The organism is Occallatibacter sp. (genome assembly GCF_035317045.1).
Classification (GTDB): Bacteria; Acidobacteriota; Terriglobia; order Terriglobales; family Acidobacteriaceae; genus Telmatobacter.
On sequence record NZ_DATHHT010000033.1, the window covers coordinates 157338 to 175194 of the forward strand.

Sequence of the window (17857 nt, forward strand, 5' to 3'; positions counted from 1 at the left end):
CAAGTAGCCACACAGGTGTTAGCATCGAACCTGACAGATGCAGACAAATAAACTGAAAATCATCCCCCTCGGGGGCCTCGGCGAATTCGGAATGAACTGCCTCGCCCTTCGCTGGGAGGACGACATCATCGTCATCGATGCCGGCCTCATGTTCCCTGAAACGGAGTTGCTGGGCGTCGACATCGTCGTGCCCGACATCACTTACCTCACTGAGAACAGGGAACACGTCCGCGCCATCATCCTCACCCATGGCCACGAGGACCACATCGGCGGACTGCCCTGGATCCTCAGCGAGCTCAAGGTTCCCGTCTACGCCACCGAGTTCACGCTGGCCTATGTCGAGGGCAAACTCGAAGAACACCAACTCCTCGACGAAACCACGCTCATTGAGATCACGCCCAAAGAAAAGTTCACCCTGGGCGCCTTCACCATCGAGCCCATCCGCGTCACTCACTCGCTGGTCGACTGCGTGGCCCTCGCCATCGAAACACCTGTCGGCGTTATCATCCACACCGGCGACTTCAAAATCGATCTCGCCCCCCTCGATGACAAGGCCTTCGATCTCCACACCTTCGCGGAATACGGCAAACGCGGCGTCCTCGCCCTGTTGCAGGACTCTACCAACGTCGAGCGCTCCGGCTACACCCCCAGCGAACGCGCCGTCATTCCCCGCCTGCACGAGATCTTTTCGCAGACCAAAAAGAAGCTCTTCTTCAGCTGCTTCTCGTCATCCATTTACCGCATTCGCATCGCCCTCGAACTGGCGCGCAAGCACGGCCGCAAAGCCGTCGTTCTCGGCCGCTCCATGATGGAGAGCACCGAAATCGCGCAGGACCTCGGCTACATCGAAGTCCCGCCCGGCCTCGTCATCAATCCCGGCCAGATGCGCGACTATCCGCCCGACGAATTGATGATTCTTATCAGCGGCACACAGGGCGAGCCCATGAGTGCTCTCAGCCGCGCCGCCGTTGACAACCACAAGCATGCCCATGTCGATGCGGGCGACACCGTTATCCTCAGCTCACGCATCATCCCCGGCAACGAGAAAAGCATCTTCCGCGTCATCGATCACCTAAGCCGCCGCGAAGCCAATGTCATCTTCGACGATGGCTCCCACGGCCTCATCCATGTCAGCGGACACGGCTGCCAGGAAGAGCTGCGCCTCCTCATCAATCTCGTCCGCCCCAAGTTCTTTATTCCCATCCACGGCGACTACCGCAACCTCCGCCGCCATGCTCAGCTCGCCATGGAGACAGGCGCTGTGGAACACGCGCTCGTCATCGAAGACGGCGACGTCCTCGAACTAGATCAAACCGATGCGCGCAAAAAGGACAAGGTCACTGCCGGCCGCATTCTCATCGACTCCGGCTCCACCATCGACGTCGTCGAAGACCTCGTCGTTCGCGATCGCCGTATCCTGTCGGAAGACGGCATCGTCCTCGCAATACTAGCTATCAACAAGCGCTCCGCGAAGATCGAACGCGAACCCGAAATCGTCATGCGCGGCTTCGGCGGCGCCGACATCACCGAAGAAGCCCGCGAGGTTGTCCTGAAGACCATCGACGGCCTCAGCAGCGAACAAAGAACCGACTATGGCATGGTGAAAGAAAAAGTGCGCGTAGAGTTAAAGCGCCTCATCCAGAAAACCACGGGCCGCCGCCCCATGATCATCCCCGTGATCCTCGAAATCTGATCAATCAGCTTTCCTCCCGCCTATCCACAACGCTGGGTGCCCGCGGGTCTCGCATTTGAGACCGGGAACATCCACCAACGGCGCGTCATCCTGAACGGAGCGGCTTGGGGCCCGTGAACGACCATGTCGTTCATGGGGTAAGCGGAGCCGAAGGACTTGCTTTTGTTTTTCTTCCCATGTTCTGCGGACTGGGTGCCCCATCCATGACGCAGTTTCATCGCGGCATGTGGAAAGCACAAACCCGGACTGATCTAAATCGGACTACCATTACAATCAATCCCAAACGGCAACTGAAGGAACCAGCCGATGGGAAATACCACCGCCAGTGTTCACATCGCGTGGCGAGGCAACGCGGATATTGCAGCCAAGGCCATTAGCCGCTGCTACGGCAAGCTAGGCTACGAGCGTGTGAAAAAGGCTCTGCCCGAAGACGGCAAGCATGTTGTCCTGCTGGCGCGCCCCGGTCAATCCTACGTCTCGATATACGACAGCGAAAACGCCCAGTTCGACAACGGCGAGTTGAAAGACCTTGCGCTGGCTGCTTCCAAGGCTCTGCGAGCACCCGCGGTCTTCACCAGCCTTTACGACAGCGATTCCTACGAATTCATCGTCTTCTTCAATGGCCGGCAGATCGACCTGCTGATGTCCGACGCCGAAAACTACGAAGGCCCCATGAAGCGGCTCAGCACCAAGGCGCGCTCTGCCAAGTGGAACAGCATTTTCAGCCGGACGCTCAGTGCCGAGCAAATCAATGCAGCTGCCGCGCCGGAGAGCGTTTTCGCCGACAGCATCATCGCAGGGCTATCGGAACTGATCGGCCTCAGACACGGCCAGCCGCAGATGAATTATCAGGATTTCCTCGACGAGCCGAAGGAGATCACAGCCCAGTTTCACTTCAAGAAAAAACCAAAGGCGATCTCCGATCTTCAGGCATCCGAGTTCCCTGCCGGCGAAATCACGCTAAGTGATTATTTCGATACAGAGCAATCGTTCCTGCGCTCTGTCTTCCCGGCAAGTTTCCCCATCCCTGTTGGCCAGGGGTGCGGTGCGAGATGGCTGGTCTTAAGCCAGGCCGCGGGCTTCAGCGGCGGAACAGCGTCCATTCGCGTTACCGGACCGGACACGCTGACCCTCTCGAAGGCCATCATCGCCGGGTGCAAATTTCATAATGGCCAGATCGTCGGCAAACTCGAAACCTATCCGAAGATACTTACAGCGGAGGATGCGGCTGCGTTCGCCGAGACCCAGATATTCCAACTCATTCCCGTTGAATCCCCCTCGTCTGGATCGCGTGAATATCGTGGAGAATTCTCCAATCTCATCATTCCTTCGGTGACTCCCGAACGCACAACCCAGATCCTGCTGCTGGTCGGACTTGATCTTCAAGCCCACGCGCCAGGTGAATGGGAGATCAACTTCTCGATCCGCCCTGGCACGCAGACAGAAGTTCGCCACCACCTGCCTCCAGTGCGCATTGCGGCACTCGATCAGACGTGGTTACCTGTCGTATCAGGCTTGAATCCCAAGACCACATACGACCAATCCAATCTGAGCGCCAATCACCTGCGCGAACTGGAATACAAGCAATCGAAGATTCCCCTCAGACGCAGGTTGGACCACCCTGCGATCACTTCCACCGTGGCAATTCTGCACGATGAAGGACAGCCGACGCTCGATGCCTGCAAAACCTGGCTTGAAGCATGGCTGCGTCCGCTCGCGGACCATCGCGAAGGTGGGATCCATATCCGCGCTGAAAAGCAAATGTCAGAGTCGGCCTACGTTGGAAAAACAAAGAAGAACCTCCCTGTGTCTGATTTCCTCAGCCATAAAATATGGGGAAAGCTTTTCGATCAAGCCGGCAATTATCAGACAGTGCTCGTCAACTTCGTTCCCAGGGATGGCGACCATCCTGTGGCGGGAATAGGGCTCCAACACAGCTTCGAGGAACGAGGAACGAGGGAACGAGGCGGACAGCAACTGTCTGGAACGCTGAGCACCATGCGCGGCCGTCTATTCGAAACCTTGCCGCTAGGCGGCACGTGGCACGTTTTCAAATGGATCATCAATCACCGGGATTGCTACAACTATCTAGCGACTTCCGGCACCGCCATGGATCAGCAGTTGGATAGCTTTGCCGCCGAGCGCGCGCCCCTGCAGGCGTGGAGCAGCCAATGCACATGGAAACCCGAATTCGATTCCGCTGACTCTTTTGAGCGCACTTTGTACGAAGAATCCAGCATGTTGAACTGGTTCCGGGGGATTCTCAATAATGACAATGGCCTGAACGGCGCCAAGATGACAGCTCAATGGTGCAGCAATGTCTTGCGCATGGTGACGCCGCACATGTGGCTTTGCCACAACCTGATCCAACAGCTCGACAGAGCCGCGCTCGAACAAGCGGCTGAGGTCAGCGAAACCAACGGCGGCTTCAGAATTGCTCTTCTCCCAGGTTGTGCACTCGACACCCTGGAGTTGGCCCTGCTGCCCATCCTCCCCATCGAAAACACGAGAATATCGGTGCTCTTGTAGAATTCGCTGACGAACCCAACGCCGATTTTCGCATCACCGCGATGAAACTCACTTTCGCCACCGCCACAATCACCGATGCAACCGAACTCGCGGCACTCCACACCGCCGTCGTTGAAGACCTGACCCAGCGCTTTGGTCACGGCTCCTGGTCGTCACCAACGACAGAGCGAGGCATTCTCGCAAACATGCGCCTGCCCAAATTCTCGCGGACCCTGATTGCACGCTCCAACCGTCGAATCATCGGCACCCTGCGCCTCGCCACCAAAAAACCCTGGGCAATCGACACCTCGTATTTCACTGCAGCACCCAGGCCCCTGTATCTGACAGGCGCGGCCGTCCATCCCAGCCACCAGCACAAAGGAATCGGCCGTCAATTGATGAGACAAGCCGAGTCCATGGCCCACGCCTGGCCCGCCGACGCCATTCGCCTCGATGCCTTCGACGCCGCAGCAGGAGCCGGCCCCTTCTATGCGAAATGCGGCCTCCGCGAAGTCGCCCACGTGGTCTACAAAAAGGACCCTCTCATCTACTTCGAGTTGATCCTGTCCCGCTGATCTCTGTTATCTGAACCCTGATCCCTGCTTGTAAAATCTCTTCATGCGCCGCCACCCGCTTTCCCTTGCTCTCGCCGCCGCACTTCTGGCCGTCGCCCCCGCGCTCCACGCCCAAACCCCCGACGCGCAACCGGCCCCTGCCGCCGCAACCTGCCCATCCACCACCACCCTCGACGACCTCATCAAGGCCGTCGACGAGGCCGTCAGCGGCCCCGGCAACAAAGACCGCACTTGTTTCCGCGCCCTCTTTCTCCGCGACGCCCGCCTAATCCCCATCCGCATCACGCCCGACGGCACCGCCACGCCCCGCATCCTCACGGTCCAGGATTGGATTGACCTTGTCGCCAAGCGCGGCGCCGCCATCTTCTACGAGCGCCAGGTTAAAGTCGGCACCGAGACATGGGATCACATGGCCCATCTCTGGAGCACCTACGAAACCCGCACCACTCCAGACGGCAAACCTCCTGAGGGCAAAGTCATCGATCGCGGCATCAACTCTATCCAGGCCATCTACGACGGCAAGCAATGGCATGTGATTCAAATCGTCTGGCAAGCGCAGACTCCCGCCAATCCCGTCCCGGAGAAATACCTCCCATGACCGTTGCCACTGACTCCCTCGTCTCCCTCGACGCCATCCGCTCCGCCGCCGATCGCATCTCCGGCATTGCCGTCAAAACGCCGCTCGTCCGTGCGTACTTCCCCAACGTCGTCGGCAAAGTCTGGCTTAAGTGCGAAAGCCTCCAGCCCATCGGCAGTTTCAAACTACGCGGCGCCTCTAACAAAATCCTCCAGCTCACGCCGGAAGAAATCTCCCGCGGCGTCATCACCTACTCCAGTGGCAACCACGCCCAGGGCGTCGCCTATGCAGCCCGCGAAGTCGGCGCTAAAGCGGTCATCGTCATGCCATCCAACGCCCCCGCCATCAAACGCGCCGCCACGCTCGCCTACGGAGCGGAGATTGTCGACGTCGGCGTTGCCTCCAGCGAACGTCTCGCCAAGGCTGAAGAACTCGTTCGCCAGCACGGCTACATCGTCATCCCGCCTTACGACGACGAGCAGATCATCACCGGCCAAGCCACCTGCGGCCTCGAGATCGTCGAGCAACTCGCCAACGTCGACCTCATCCTCGCACCCGTCTCCGGCGGAGGGCTGCTCAGCGGAATCGCCGCCGCCGTCAAGCGCCTGCGCCCCAACGTAAAAGTCTTCGGCATCGAGCCTGAACTCGCCGGCGACACCGCCGAAAGCTTTCGCACCGGCAAGATCGTCACATGGGGAGCCGAGCTTACCAGCCGCACCATCGCTGACGGTCTCCGCACCCAGAGCGTCGGCGAACGCAACTTCGCCCACATCCGGGCCTTTGTTGATGGCATCATCACCGTCACTGAAGCTGAAATCCGCGCCGCCATGCGCGCCATCATCGCTTCCGCTCGCATCATCCCCGAGCCCAGCGGAGCCGTCTCCTCTGCCGCGCTGCTCTTTCACGCTGCCCAGCTCCCGCCCTCTAAAAATGCTGTAGCCGTCGTCAGCGGCGGCAACGTCGACCCAGCCCTGCTCGCCCAGGTGCTTACCGAAACAGATGTGTAACGTCGTTCGACTATGATCTTTTTTGTGAGAAATTCAAGATTCCGCGCCGTCGGGGCGCTTGCGCTCAGCCTCATCCTCGGTACGCTGCCACTGGCTGCCCAGAAGAAAAAGGACAATCTGCAAAAGCCCCTGGCCGGTCCCCGAGCCACGGCCCTGCGCGTCTCCTGGCTCTACGTCACCGCCGCTACTCAAGCACAAAAAGTCGGCCGCGTGCAGATCGGTCGCGAATTGGTGGTCGCCGAAAAAAGCGGCGACTGGCTCCGCGTCTTCGCCAATACCGACATCGAGGAAGAACATTCCTCGGACGCTCCCATATACGACACCACCGAGGTCCCGCCGCCCATCTCCGGCTGGATGCAGGCCAAGGGAGTCGTCATCGAAAACACCCCCAACGGCGACCAGATTCTCATGGGCGCCGGAGCCGACCAGGAATCTCTGGCGTCCGATCCCCGCGGCCCGGTTAACGCCGCCCGCACCGCGCACCTGATATATCGGCGGCTGGTCGAAATGTTTCCCAACTCACCGCTCGATGCTGAAGCGGCGTGGCGCGCCGCCGACATCCTCTGGCAGATCCAGAAGACCGACTCCGCCAGCCGCCCCTCCGCAAAGGAAAAAGAGCCGTACATGCGCGAGCAGATGGATGAAGACGGTCTAAAGAAAGTCATCAAGTACTACCCCAACACTCGCTCGGCCGACTTCGCCGCCTACGAACTCATCGACAACAAGCTCTGCGGTGACTGGCAAGGCCAGGAAAAGTGCCCCGAAAAAGAGTCTGAACTCTACGAAAAGTACGCCTCAGAGCATCCCGAGGGGCCGCGCACTCCACAGGCCCTCTACCAGGCCGTCTACCGCCAGGCCGTGCTCACCAACATGTACGCAGACGACAACAACGACAAAAAAAGCGACGCAGCCCACAACCATGCCCGCGAACTCGCCGCCAGGCTCAAAGACAAATTTCCCCAATCGGATTACACCGCGCGCGCCGCGATGCTCGTGTTCAAATTGGATCAGGGAATTCCAGTTTACGGCGCCGAAAAAGAATAGTTCGCGGCCTGTTCCACATTCTTTACACCCATTCGCTCTTTTCATACCGGAGGCTTTTTGAACGTCTATATCCAGTCAGTACTCTTGGGAATTATTGAGGGCCTGACCGAATTTCTTCCCGTCAGTTCCACTGCGCATCTGCGCATCGCCGAAGCAGCAATGCGCATCCCGCTCGACGATGCATATTGGAAGATGTACACCATCGTTATTCAGGCTGGCGCCATCCTCGCTCTTCTTCTTCTCTATCTCGAACGCATTGTCGGCTTCATCAAGAGCTTTCCGCGCGGCGAAAGCGGCGACCGCACCTGGAAAAACCATCCAATATCCCTTACGTTGATTGCCTTCTTCTTTACCTCCATCATTGCCCTGCCCCTTCACAAAGTAAGCGAGAAGCATCTCGGCAGCGTCGCCGTCATGGCCTGGGCGCTGCTCATCGGCGGCGTCATCATGTGGGTCATTGATGCACGGGCCTCCCGCTTCGAGCCGAACACGCTGCATGTCGAAGAGATGACCCTCGGCCAATCCATATGGATCGGCATTTGCCAGTCGCTCTCGGCCATCTTTCCCGGCACGTCGCGCTCCATGTCAACCATCGCAGCCGCTCAGATGGTCGGCCTTGACCGTCCTTCCGCGCTCGAGTTCAGCTTCCTGCTTTCCATCCCGACCATGATGGCCGCCACCGCTTGGGACCTGCTCAAGTCCATGCACCCCAGCAAAGCGGAACTCGCCGCCGGCGCCTCAGTCAGCTTCGCCATGAACTCCCAGCGTTGGATCGTCCTCGCCATCGGTTTCGCCATCTCTTTCCTGGTCGCCCTCGGCGTCGTGGAATGGTTCCTCATGTGGGTCCGTCGTCACGGCTTCACGGTCTTCGCCATCTATCGCATCGTCCTCGGCATCCTCCTCCTCGCGCTCGGAAGCCGCCTTCTGGGAAGCTAGAATTCCGGCAATTGCGCATCATGCCCGCTTGGCCGTTTCCACGAAGAAACGTACGCCCCGCCTTCGTGATCCACGCGCGAGGTCGCACCTTGACCGCAAACTCGGATGTCTCGCGAATTCCTGAATGCCCGTAACCATTGGAAATCATGAGTCTTGTGCTGCCTTGCCTTTCCCAATGGCCGCGCGGCAGCCTCCGTCCTCAGCAGCCTCCCGAAGCAACCGGCTAGCATCCGGTGATTCAAATCACATCGCGGGGCGCTTCCACGAGAGAAAGTAAATGAACTCGCACTTATTGAGATCCTCTTTCTTGCGAATTTCACGGTCAAATCTGTCGATCAGTCATGTATGGAAGTTACAGCGATTCTCGGGTTGCTTTGTCGTGAAACCGATGCTTTCAGATCGACGCAGCCATTTGGGAGTCGGCGACCCGGCTTAAACCTCAAGAGAACATACGTACCCGGGAATCGCTCTAGAAGCAATATGTTCAGCCGCCGTGCACTTCTGCTGAAGTGCTGGCTGCTGTCGATCGCAGCGTTGCTCGCGGCAGCAAGATGCCCGATGGCCATCGCGCTCGATCAGAGGACCAGTCTCGCTTCCGTCCGCGCGCTCACCAACGCAGAAGCCGTCAAAGCCTACCCGGTCAGCTTCGAAGCGACCGTGACCTACTATCGGGATTACGATATCGACCTCTTCGTGCAGGATGGCCCCGCTGCCATCTACGTGCGATTCCGCCCTGGCGCAAATCTGATGCCGGGAGATCGCGTGGTGGTCACCGGCAAGACACAAGAAAGCTTTCGTCCGATTGTGGTCGCAGAAACTGTCGTGGTGACTCGCCACGGCGCGCTTCCTGAACCCGTGAAACTCAATGTCGACGAGTTGTTCGATGCGTCGCGCGACTGTGAACTGGTCACAGTGCGGGGTATCGTTCGCAGCGCCGCAATGGTGTGGAGTGCTCGGCATCGCAATCTCTACATGCAGGTGTTGACCGACGGCGGATATATCGACGCGGCTGTGAACAGTGACGATTCGAGTGCCTTGACCAACCTGCTCGATGCCGAGGTCGAGATCACCGGAGTCATGGCTTCCAAATTCGACGAGAAGATGCAGGAGAGCGGCGCTGTAGTCGACGTCGGCTCTCTTGCCGGCATCAGGATTCTCCATTCAGCAGGTTCCAACCCTGGATCGCTCCCGATAACTCCCATCGAGAATGTCCTTCGCGGCCACCGCGTCCGTGACCTGACCAGGAGACTCCAGGTCGAAGGAACCATTACCTACTATCAGCCAGGTGAAGCTGTCGTGCTGCAAAAGGGATCCAAGAGCATTTGGGTGACGACGCTGTCCGACGCTCAACTCAAGATTGGCGACCGCGCCTACGCTTCCGGGTTTCCCGGTGTTCGCAATGGCTACCTCTCGCTGGACTACGGCGAAATCCGCGACTCTCACCTGCGTGAGCCGATTTCTCCCGTGCCGGTCGACTGGAAAGAAATGGACTCGGGCAATCATGCGTTTGATCTCGTCTCCGCCGAAGGTCAACTCGTAATGGAGGCGCGCGAAGCCGCCCAGGATGAATATGTGCTGAATTCAAACGGCCACATATTCTCGGCCATTCTCCGGCACCCTGGAGGTGTAAGAGCACTCGAACTGCCGCCGATGAAACAGGTGCCGATCGGTTCACGAGTGCGCGTGACCGGAGTGAACAAGTTCTACAGTACGGATCCGTTCAACGGGCCGGTCGCTTCTGATCTTCTGCTGCGCGGCTTTGACGATGTCATGGTGATCGCTTCGCCCCCGTTGCTCAACATTCGCAATCTGTCGATGACGGTCGCGATGCTCCTCATCGTTGTGCTTTTCTTCGCCACCCGTGGTTGGAAGCTCGAACATAAAGTCCGACAGCAGACAGCCCGCTTTGCCGCAATGTCAGATGTCCAGGCCGAAATCGAAAGACGGCGCAGCCTGATCCTCGAAGAAATCAATGGCAACGGACCCCTTCCCGAAATCCTCGAACAAATTGTTGGGCTTGTCTCGTTCCGATTGGGCGGAAACCCCTGCTGGCTTGAATCCAAGGACGGCGCTTGCCTCGTACCGCGCCCACGGGACCTGCGCGGCCTCCGCATTGAACATCGTGAAATGCATTCTGGTGCCGGTGCGACCCTCGGCTCCATCGCCGCAGGCCTCACGCTGCGCGTACCGCCCCGCCCCGATCAGCTTGAAGCGCTCTCTATGGGTTCGCGGCTTGCCACGCTGGCCATCGAAACACGAAGGCTCTATGCCGACCTCGTGCACCGCTCAGAATTCGATCAACTCACTGGTGCGCACAATCGCTTCTCCCTGGAGAAACACCTCGACGTTCTGATCCAATCCGCCACGCCCGAAAACCCTCGGTTCGGCGTCGTTTATTTGGACCTCGATGGCTTCAAGCAGGTAAACGATCTCTTCGGCCATCGCATCGGCGACCTCTACCTGGAGCAGGTGGCAGCGCGCCTCCAGGGCCGGATCCGCGCCCATGACATCCTCGCCCGTATCGGCGGCGACGAGTTTGCGGCGCTCGTCTCCGATGTGAATACCGGCGCCGAAATCGACGAAGTGATTCACCGCCTCCAATCTGGCCTCGATCAACCCATCCTCATTGAGGACCACGCGCTCCATGCCTCCGCGAGCTTTGGATTCGCAATCTTCCCAGAAGACGGCACAACCCACGACAGCCTGCTTGCGGCGGCCGACTCCGCCATGTACACGGCAAAGAACATCAAACGGTCCGCCCGCGCAGCCACACTCGTACGCTAGACCTCAATTCCGGTTCCTGAAACCATTCAGCCGGGAGACTTCTCGGCGGCAAATCAGTATTTTGTTGTTTTTTTCCGACGTTCACAGTCTCTGTGACGTGGCAAACGCGCGTTGATGCGAGTGGAATCAGGCGCCGCGATTCGCAGTTTCACAGAAAGCATCCGGTTCAGGAACTTAAACTATCTATTTTGAATTATTGGATTCCGGCTTAACAGGTTGGGCGGGAATCGGCTGGGTCAGGGTATTGACATGACGCGGTCGGCGGACGGTTTGATTGTGACAAGCCGACTTCCCGGAGGATTATGTGTCGCCTGGAACCCTTGAGCCTTCCCTGGTCTCAAAATCGAGACCTGGGCCACCCGCTGCAAAAGCAATAGCAAACTGGTGACAAGTGGATGACAACTTCCGTTCGCGCCGCGGTCTAGGATCACGAACTGGAAGGCCAGTCGGGGTTCTGTGCTGTAACTCCGACCACTGGTTTCGACCTCCCTCTGCTACTGAATTTCCCCCCTGGAGAGTGAAATATGCTGTTTCGCAGAATCGCAGGCGCCCCTTGCCTCGGCCTCGTTCTTCTCATGGTTCCGGCCTTGGCCCAGGCACAATATCAGCTCACCAACCTGGTTTCGAATCAATTCGATGAACACCCCGCGACCACCGATCCACTACTGGTCAACGCCTGGGGATTAACCCGCAATGCCGGATCGCCTTGGTGGGTTAGCGATAACCTCTCCGGCTGGTCGACTCTCTATAACGCAGCCGGAACACCAATAGCGCTCAGAGTTGTGATTCCTACCGCCGGAAACGGACCGGTTGAGCCGACAGGCGCAAACGGCGTTGGCACACCGACGGGAGTCGTTGCCAACGCATCGAAGACGGATTTCCAGGTTTCGGGCGTGGCCTCGGCTTTCATCTTTGCCACACTGGATGGCACGATCAGCGCCTGGCCGGGCCTGAACAAGAACCTGGCGACCCTCAAAGTGGACAACTCGGCTAACAAAGCGAGTTACACAGGCTTGGCCATCACCAGCAACGCTTCGGGAAATTTCCTCTACGCGACGGACAACGCCAACAATCACGTGGACATGTTCGACGGCAACTTCAACTGGGTGAAGTCGTTTGGTGATCCCGCGATCCCATCGGACTTCTCGGTATTTGGCATCCAGGACATCAATGCCATGGTTTATGTCACCTATGCCATGACGAACGGGGACGCTGGCGGTTTCGTCGACATCTTCAAGGAGGATGGCACCTTCGTGAAGACACTGATCCAGGGAGAGCACCTCAATCAACCCTGGGGCATCACCCTCGCACCGAGCAATTTTGGGCCGCTGAGCAATACGCTGCTGGTTTCAAACAACGCCACCCCCAACGGCACCATCAACGGATTCAATCCAACGACCGGTAAATTCGTTGGCACCATCAGAGACGACTCCGGCAGGAAAATTACGCTCAGTAACTTGTGGGGAATCGCCTTCGGTGGTGGAACCGCAACCAATGGGGCAACTAACCAACTGTTCGTCACTGCAGGCCCGGGCAAGGGTGCACAAGCGCAATTGGCCGGTACCTTTGCATCAATCGTCTTCAATCCAAACGCTCATCCTGGCCATGATCATGATCAGGATGAGGACGGCCACTCGAAATAGGCGTTTCATCTCACGGCCTCTGCGGTCTTATCTTCAGACAAGACGAGGTCAGGAAGCAGCCTGGTACCCACTCTAAAGCGCGCCTGAAAGCGACCAGCTTTAGGGTGGGAGGACCGGGCTGGCCAGCCGTCTAGCCGTAGTTCGCCACTCACTCTCTGACTCGCCGCCCTGAATCGTTTCAGTGACCGGCAGTGCCACTTCCAGATCCACCTCGTCAGCGCCTTGTCCTGTCCATCATCCCTCGCCTCGTCTGGGCATTGCTCTTCATCGTCGGACGCGCCAGTTTCCTTTATCAGTTCGTGCAGTTCTCAGAATTCCTCCTCATAAGCGCCCATATCGCCGGGACTGCTCTTGGATTCGGTGGGGGTGGATTCCGTGGTTCCCCCACCCGGTTTTGCCCGCAAACCCCTCTTGCCGCCGGGGATAATATAAGCTGCTCTGGGATTTCTCGTCCGCCTCGGCGGCCTGATCGCAGTCCTTCCGACGATCGTGTCGATTTCCACCCCAGCAACAAGGAACCGTCGCTGGGGACCCCGGTTTGCGGCCGAGCCACCCGTGCGGAGGCGTCCCTCAATGAAGCCGATTCCCATCATCCTGTCGCCGACGCGCAACCGGGCGCTCAACATGTTCCTCGGCCTGGTGCTATCGCTCGCCTCCGTATTGCTCCTGCTCGCGCTCGCCACCTATCACCCCGCCGACTCCTCGATGAACACTGCCTCCGGCGCGGATCCTGCACACGCCATTCACAACTGGATCGGCCTCTTCGGCGCATACGTCAGCGATATCCTCCTCCAGGCCTTTGGCATCACCGTCTTTCTATTTCCGCTCTGGATCGGCGGTCTTGGCTGGAACTGGGTTCGTTCCCGCTCCGGCGGCTCGGCCATCTTGCGCTGGATGGGCACCGCGCTTGCCATCCTTTTCCTGCCTTCCGTTCTCGGCCTCTTCCCGTGGCATTGGCACTGGATGCACGCCGTCCCGGTCGAGGGCATCATGGGCCGCGTGGTCTCCGGTACGCTCGTCGTTTACCTCAATATTCAGGGTGCATGGCTCGTGTCCGCTGCCTTCGCCGCCGTCGGTCTCTATTTCGCCTCCGACATCAACTTCTGGAAACTCAAAACGCAGATCGAAGATCGCTGGCTCACTCTCGTTTCCTGGCACGATCGCTACCGCAACTGGAGCGAAGAGCGCGCCGAGCGCAAGCGCGAACTCGAAGAGCGCTTCATCGAGCAGACTCAGCCCGGTCCCGCGCAACGCCTGTTCTCCGGCGCCATCGGTGACGTGACCGAACCGGCCGCCGATATGCCGCCCCCTCGCCCGAGCCGCCTCGCCGCACTCTTTGGATTGAAGAAACGCACACCCGAGGCCGATCCAGTCGACGAGATTCCAGCCTTCCAGCGCGCCGCCAAATTAGATAGCGAACCGGAGTCCCGGGCTACAGTTCCGGGGCACCGGGGCGTTGAACCCATCCTGCCGCGCCGCTCCAGCATCTGGGAGCGCACCGTCGCCGAATCGCCTGCGCCCGCCGCCTCTGTGCCGGTTCCGTCGCGGCCCGTTCCGGCCGCTCCGGCCGCATTCGTCCCTGCGCCGCAGACGGTACCGCGCAGCGTTGTTGAAATGCGCCCGGCCCCGGCCCCCGCTCCCGCGCCAGTTGCTCAGGGCCCCGTTCCCAACAACATCGCCATTCACGAGCGCGCCGATGCCGACGAACGCACCGTGACCGTGGCTCCCAAACACGTCAGCGGCTTCAAGCTCCCGCCCAGCACCCTGCTCAATTCCGGTTCCGGCCCCCAGGTTGTTCGCGAAGACGACCTCCGTGACGAAGCCCGCGTGCTGGTAGAAAAGTGCGCCGAGTTCGACGTGCGCGGCGCAGTGGAGCGCATCAACCCCGGCCCCATGGTCACGACCTACGAGTTCAAGCCCGAAGCCGGCGTCAAATACAGCCGCGTCACGGGCCTCGCAGAAGACCTCTGCCTCGCCATGCGCGCCGAGAGCATCCTCATCGAGCGCATGGCCGGCAAAAGCACCGTCGGCATCCAGGTCCCGAACCACGATCGCGAAACCATCCACCTCCGCGACGTGATCGAGTCTGAAACCTTCGCCAAGGCCAAGTCGCGCCTCACCCTCGCGATGGGCAAAGACATCAACGGCCGCATCGTCACCGCCGACTTGGCCTCCATGCCTCACGTCCTCATCGCCGGCTCAACGGGATCGGGCAAATCCGTCGCCATCAACGCCATGATCATGAGCCTGCTCTACCGCACCACGCCGTCACAGGTAAGGCTCATTCTCGTCGATCCCAAGCGCGTTGAACTCGGCATGTACGAAGGCATTCCGCATCTCTTCACGCCCATCATCACCGAGCCCAAGCTGGCCGCCAACGCCCTGCGCAACGCCGTCCGCGAAATGGAGCGCCGCCTCAAACTGCTTGCCAGCCGCAGCGTCCGCAACATCGACCAGTACAACAAGCTCTTCGAAGGAGCCATGCCATCGCTCTTCGACGACGACCCGGAAGAGCACCCCCTCCCCTACATCGTCATCATCATCGACGAGCTCGCCGACCTCATGATGCTCGACCGCTCCAACGTCGAAGAATCCATTACCCGCCTCGCCCAGATGGCGCGCGCCGTTGGCATTCACCTCGTGCTCGCCACGCAGCGTCCCTCGGTCGACGTCATCACCGGCCTGATCAAGGCGAATATTCCCACCCGCATCAGCTTCCGCCTCGCCACCAAGGTCGACTCGCGCACCATCCTCGACACAAACGGAGCTGAAGCTCTTCTCGGCCGCGGCGACATGCTCTTCCTTCCGCCCGGAACCAGCCGCCTCATGCGCCTGCATGCTCCTTATGTCAGTGAAAAGGAGACCGCCGCGGTCGTCGCGTTCTGGAAAGACCAGGGACAGGCCGAGTACGTCGAAGGCTTCCTCGAGTCGCCGCGCGAAGAAAAACAGAGCATGGAAGGCTCCAGCGACAATGCGGATGACAACGATCCCATGTTCGACGACGCAGTACGTTTGGTGTTCGAATTCGGGAAAGCCTCTACATCTCTGCTGCAACGCCGCCTTAGAATTGGCTATGGCCGCGCCGCCCACCTCATCGACCTGATGGAGCGTGACGGCCTGGTCGGCCAAGCCGACGGTTCCCGCCCCCGCGAGTTGCTCAAGGCGCCGGGTTGGCTCCACGAAATCGGCGTTGCCGACGAATAAGAACAAACGCACGACGAGCCACCAGAAAGCAGAAATATGCTTGGCATCGGCGAAAAGCACGAACTTGCCACCATCCTCCTGATTGACGACGACCTCGTCAGCCGCGAAGTGATCGCCACCGTCCTCACCCTGCACGGCCACATGGTGCACAGCGCCGAAGACGGAAACCAGGCTCTCGATATGCTCAAGACCGGCTCCGTCATCCCCGGCGTGGTGTTGTTGGATACACAGCTTCCCGGCCTGAGTGGGTTGGAACTGATCACCAAGCTTCGCGAGCTTGGCCAGGACGAAATCATCCTCATCAGTGGCTCCACGCCCTCTGACGAACTCATTGCAGCCGCGGACGGCTTTTTGCTGAAACCGTTCGGTCCTGAAGATCTGCAGAAGCTCCTCAGCCAGCACAATCCCAAAATCGATCAGCCCCAGGACATTGACTCCGAGGAACTGGTCATCAATCCCACCACCCTCGCCCAGTTCCGCCAACTCATGACCGAATCGACGGTTCGCGAGATCTATGCCGCTGTGGTCTCCGACCTGCATAAACGATTGGCCGCATTGGAGAAAGCGATCACCGAGGGCAACAGGGAAGAGGTGCGCCGCATCGGGCACGCCATCAAGGGCGGATGCGGTATGGCCGGGGCAATGCAGGCCGCCCGGCTCGGGGCGTTCTTCGAGTCCAGCAGTGACCAACTGGATAACTGTGCCCATGCACTACAAGAGTTGTATTCGGCCACGCAAAGACTGGAGCGTATGCTTGAAAAGGAATTTCCAGCTTAGGACAGGCCTGCCCGCTTATGGGAAGCAGGACTGGAAGATGTTACTGAATGCGGGCCGCTTACGTTGCCCGTTCCTTAGTCCCGGCTTTTCGGAGGTATAGGGCTCTCGTGGAACAGCAACCCATTCGCATCGTACTCGCCGATGATCATCCGGTAGTCCGTATCGGTGTGCGCAACATGCTCACCGAACGAGACGGCTTCGAAGTCGTAGGAGAAGCCGACGATGGCGATGAGGCCATCACCCAGACCCTGGAGCAGACCCCCGACATCCTTTTGCTCGATGTCCAGATGCCCCGCCTGCCTGGCCTCGAAGCCATGCGCGCCATCATGAATGGCTCGCCCACCGTCAAGATCATCCTTCTCACTTCCACCATCACCACCCAGCAGATCATTGAAGCGCTCCACATCGGCGCCCGCGGCATCGTCCTCAAGGATGCACTGGCTGCCGGACTCCACACCGCGATCCGCACCGTCTATGCAGGCGACTATTGGATCGGCGGAAAGCGCGTGGTCAATCTCGTCTCCGCCCTGCATGACCTCATGCGCCAGGCTCAGCCTCCGCAGCGCAAAACCTACGGCTTAACCCCCCGCGAACTTGACGTTGTCGGCTGCATCGTAGAAGGCTGCAGTAACCGCGACATCGCCAAGCAGTTCACCCTCAGCGAGGAAACCGTGAAGCGCCATTTGTCCAACATCTTCGACAAAACCGGCGTCTCCACCCGCCTCGAACTAGCCCTCTTCGCCATAGCCCACCAGTTAGTTACGCCACAGCAGCAGTAGTTCGTCCGCCTGTTCGCGCTGTCATCGAACCAAAGCGCAAGCAGGCGACAAATCCTCGTTTGCCCTTCTGACCGACCAAATCACCTGAGTAGCTTTTTCATCTTTTGAGCAGCTTTTTCATCTTTTGAGCGCTTTTTCATCTTTATTGAAGATGTCATTCCGACCGCAGCGAAGCGGAGTGGAGGAACCTGCAGTTGCTTTTCTCCGAGCCGCATGTCGTGCTAACTTCCGGTGGCCACGATATGCCTATCGCTTCGGAATAAGCCCGTATTTGCCAACATTCGTTAAGCTTGACTCGCTGAGGTAAATTCGGATTGGCGCAACGCGCCA

Annotated in this window: 12 protein-coding genes; all 12 read left to right on the forward strand. The window is 59.2% G+C overall.

The window, feature by feature from the left end; all coding sequences use genetic code 11:
• Positions 1-37: 37 nt before the first annotated feature.
• The 12 genes from VK574_RS16300 (at position 38) to VK574_RS16355 (ending at position 17527) form a co-directional block, all read left to right on the forward strand.
• Positions 38-1693 (forward strand): ribonuclease J, encoded by a 1656-nt coding sequence (locus VK574_RS16300; RefSeq protein WP_472800919.1) that lies wholly within the window; start codon positions 38-40, stop codon positions 1691-1693.
• 306 nt (positions 1694-1999) lie between these two features.
• A complete protein-coding gene (locus tag VK574_RS16305) occupies positions 2000-4222 on the forward strand; it encodes a hypothetical protein (RefSeq protein ID WP_472800920.1) in 2223 nt (740 codons plus the stop codon).
• 41 nt (positions 4223-4263) lie between these two features.
• On the forward strand, positions 4264-4776 hold the full coding sequence (locus VK574_RS16310) for a GNAT family N-acetyltransferase (protein WP_472800921.1): 513 nt from the start codon (positions 4264-4266) through the stop codon (positions 4774-4776).
• A 43-nt stretch (positions 4777-4819) separates the two neighbouring features.
• The gene (locus VK574_RS16315) at positions 4820-5374 is read left to right on the forward strand and encodes a hypothetical protein (RefSeq protein WP_472800922.1); all 555 of its coding nucleotides are present in this window, start codon (positions 4820-4822) and stop codon (positions 5372-5374) included.
• Positions 5371-6360: a threonine ammonia-lyase gene (locus tag VK574_RS16320; RefSeq protein WP_472800923.1), complete on the forward strand. Its 990-nt coding sequence runs from the start codon at positions 5371-5373 to the stop codon at positions 6358-6360. The genes VK574_RS16315 and VK574_RS16320 overlap by 4 nt, the downstream gene beginning before the upstream one ends.
• Positions 6361-6384: 24 nt before the next feature.
• Positions 6385-7404 carry a tetratricopeptide repeat protein gene (locus VK574_RS16325; protein ID WP_472800924.1) on the forward strand — a complete coding sequence of 340 codons (1020 nt, stop codon included), beginning with the start codon at positions 6385-6387 and terminating at the stop codon, positions 7402-7404.
• A gap of 57 nt (positions 7405-7461) precedes the next feature.
• Positions 7462-8340, forward strand: coding sequence for an undecaprenyl-diphosphate phosphatase (locus tag VK574_RS16330; RefSeq protein ID WP_472800925.1), 879 nt, complete (start codon positions 7462-7464; stop codon positions 8338-8340).
• A gap of 480 nt (positions 8341-8820) precedes the next feature.
• Entirely contained in the window at positions 8821-11124 is a 2304-nt protein-coding gene (locus VK574_RS16335; RefSeq protein WP_472800926.1) for a diguanylate cyclase domain-containing protein, read from the forward strand.
• 524 nt (positions 11125-11648) lie between these two features.
• Positions 11649-12767, forward strand: coding sequence for a TIGR03118 family protein (locus VK574_RS16340; RefSeq protein ID WP_472800927.1), 1119 nt, complete (start codon positions 11649-11651; stop codon positions 12765-12767).
• 573 nt (positions 12768-13340) lie between these two features.
• Positions 13341-15971 carry a DNA translocase FtsK gene (locus VK574_RS16345; protein ID WP_472800928.1) on the forward strand — a complete coding sequence of 877 codons (2631 nt, stop codon included), beginning with the start codon at positions 13341-13343 and terminating at the stop codon, positions 15969-15971.
• A gap of 36 nt (positions 15972-16007) precedes the next feature.
• On the forward strand, positions 16008-16748 hold the full coding sequence (locus tag VK574_RS16350) for a response regulator (protein WP_472800929.1): 741 nt from the start codon (positions 16008-16010) through the stop codon (positions 16746-16748).
• Positions 16749-16855: 107 nt separating this feature from the next.
• Positions 16856-17527 (forward strand): response regulator transcription factor, encoded by a 672-nt coding sequence (locus VK574_RS16355; protein WP_472800930.1) that lies wholly within the window; start codon positions 16856-16858, stop codon positions 17525-17527.
• Positions 17528-17857: the final 330 nt, after the last annotated feature.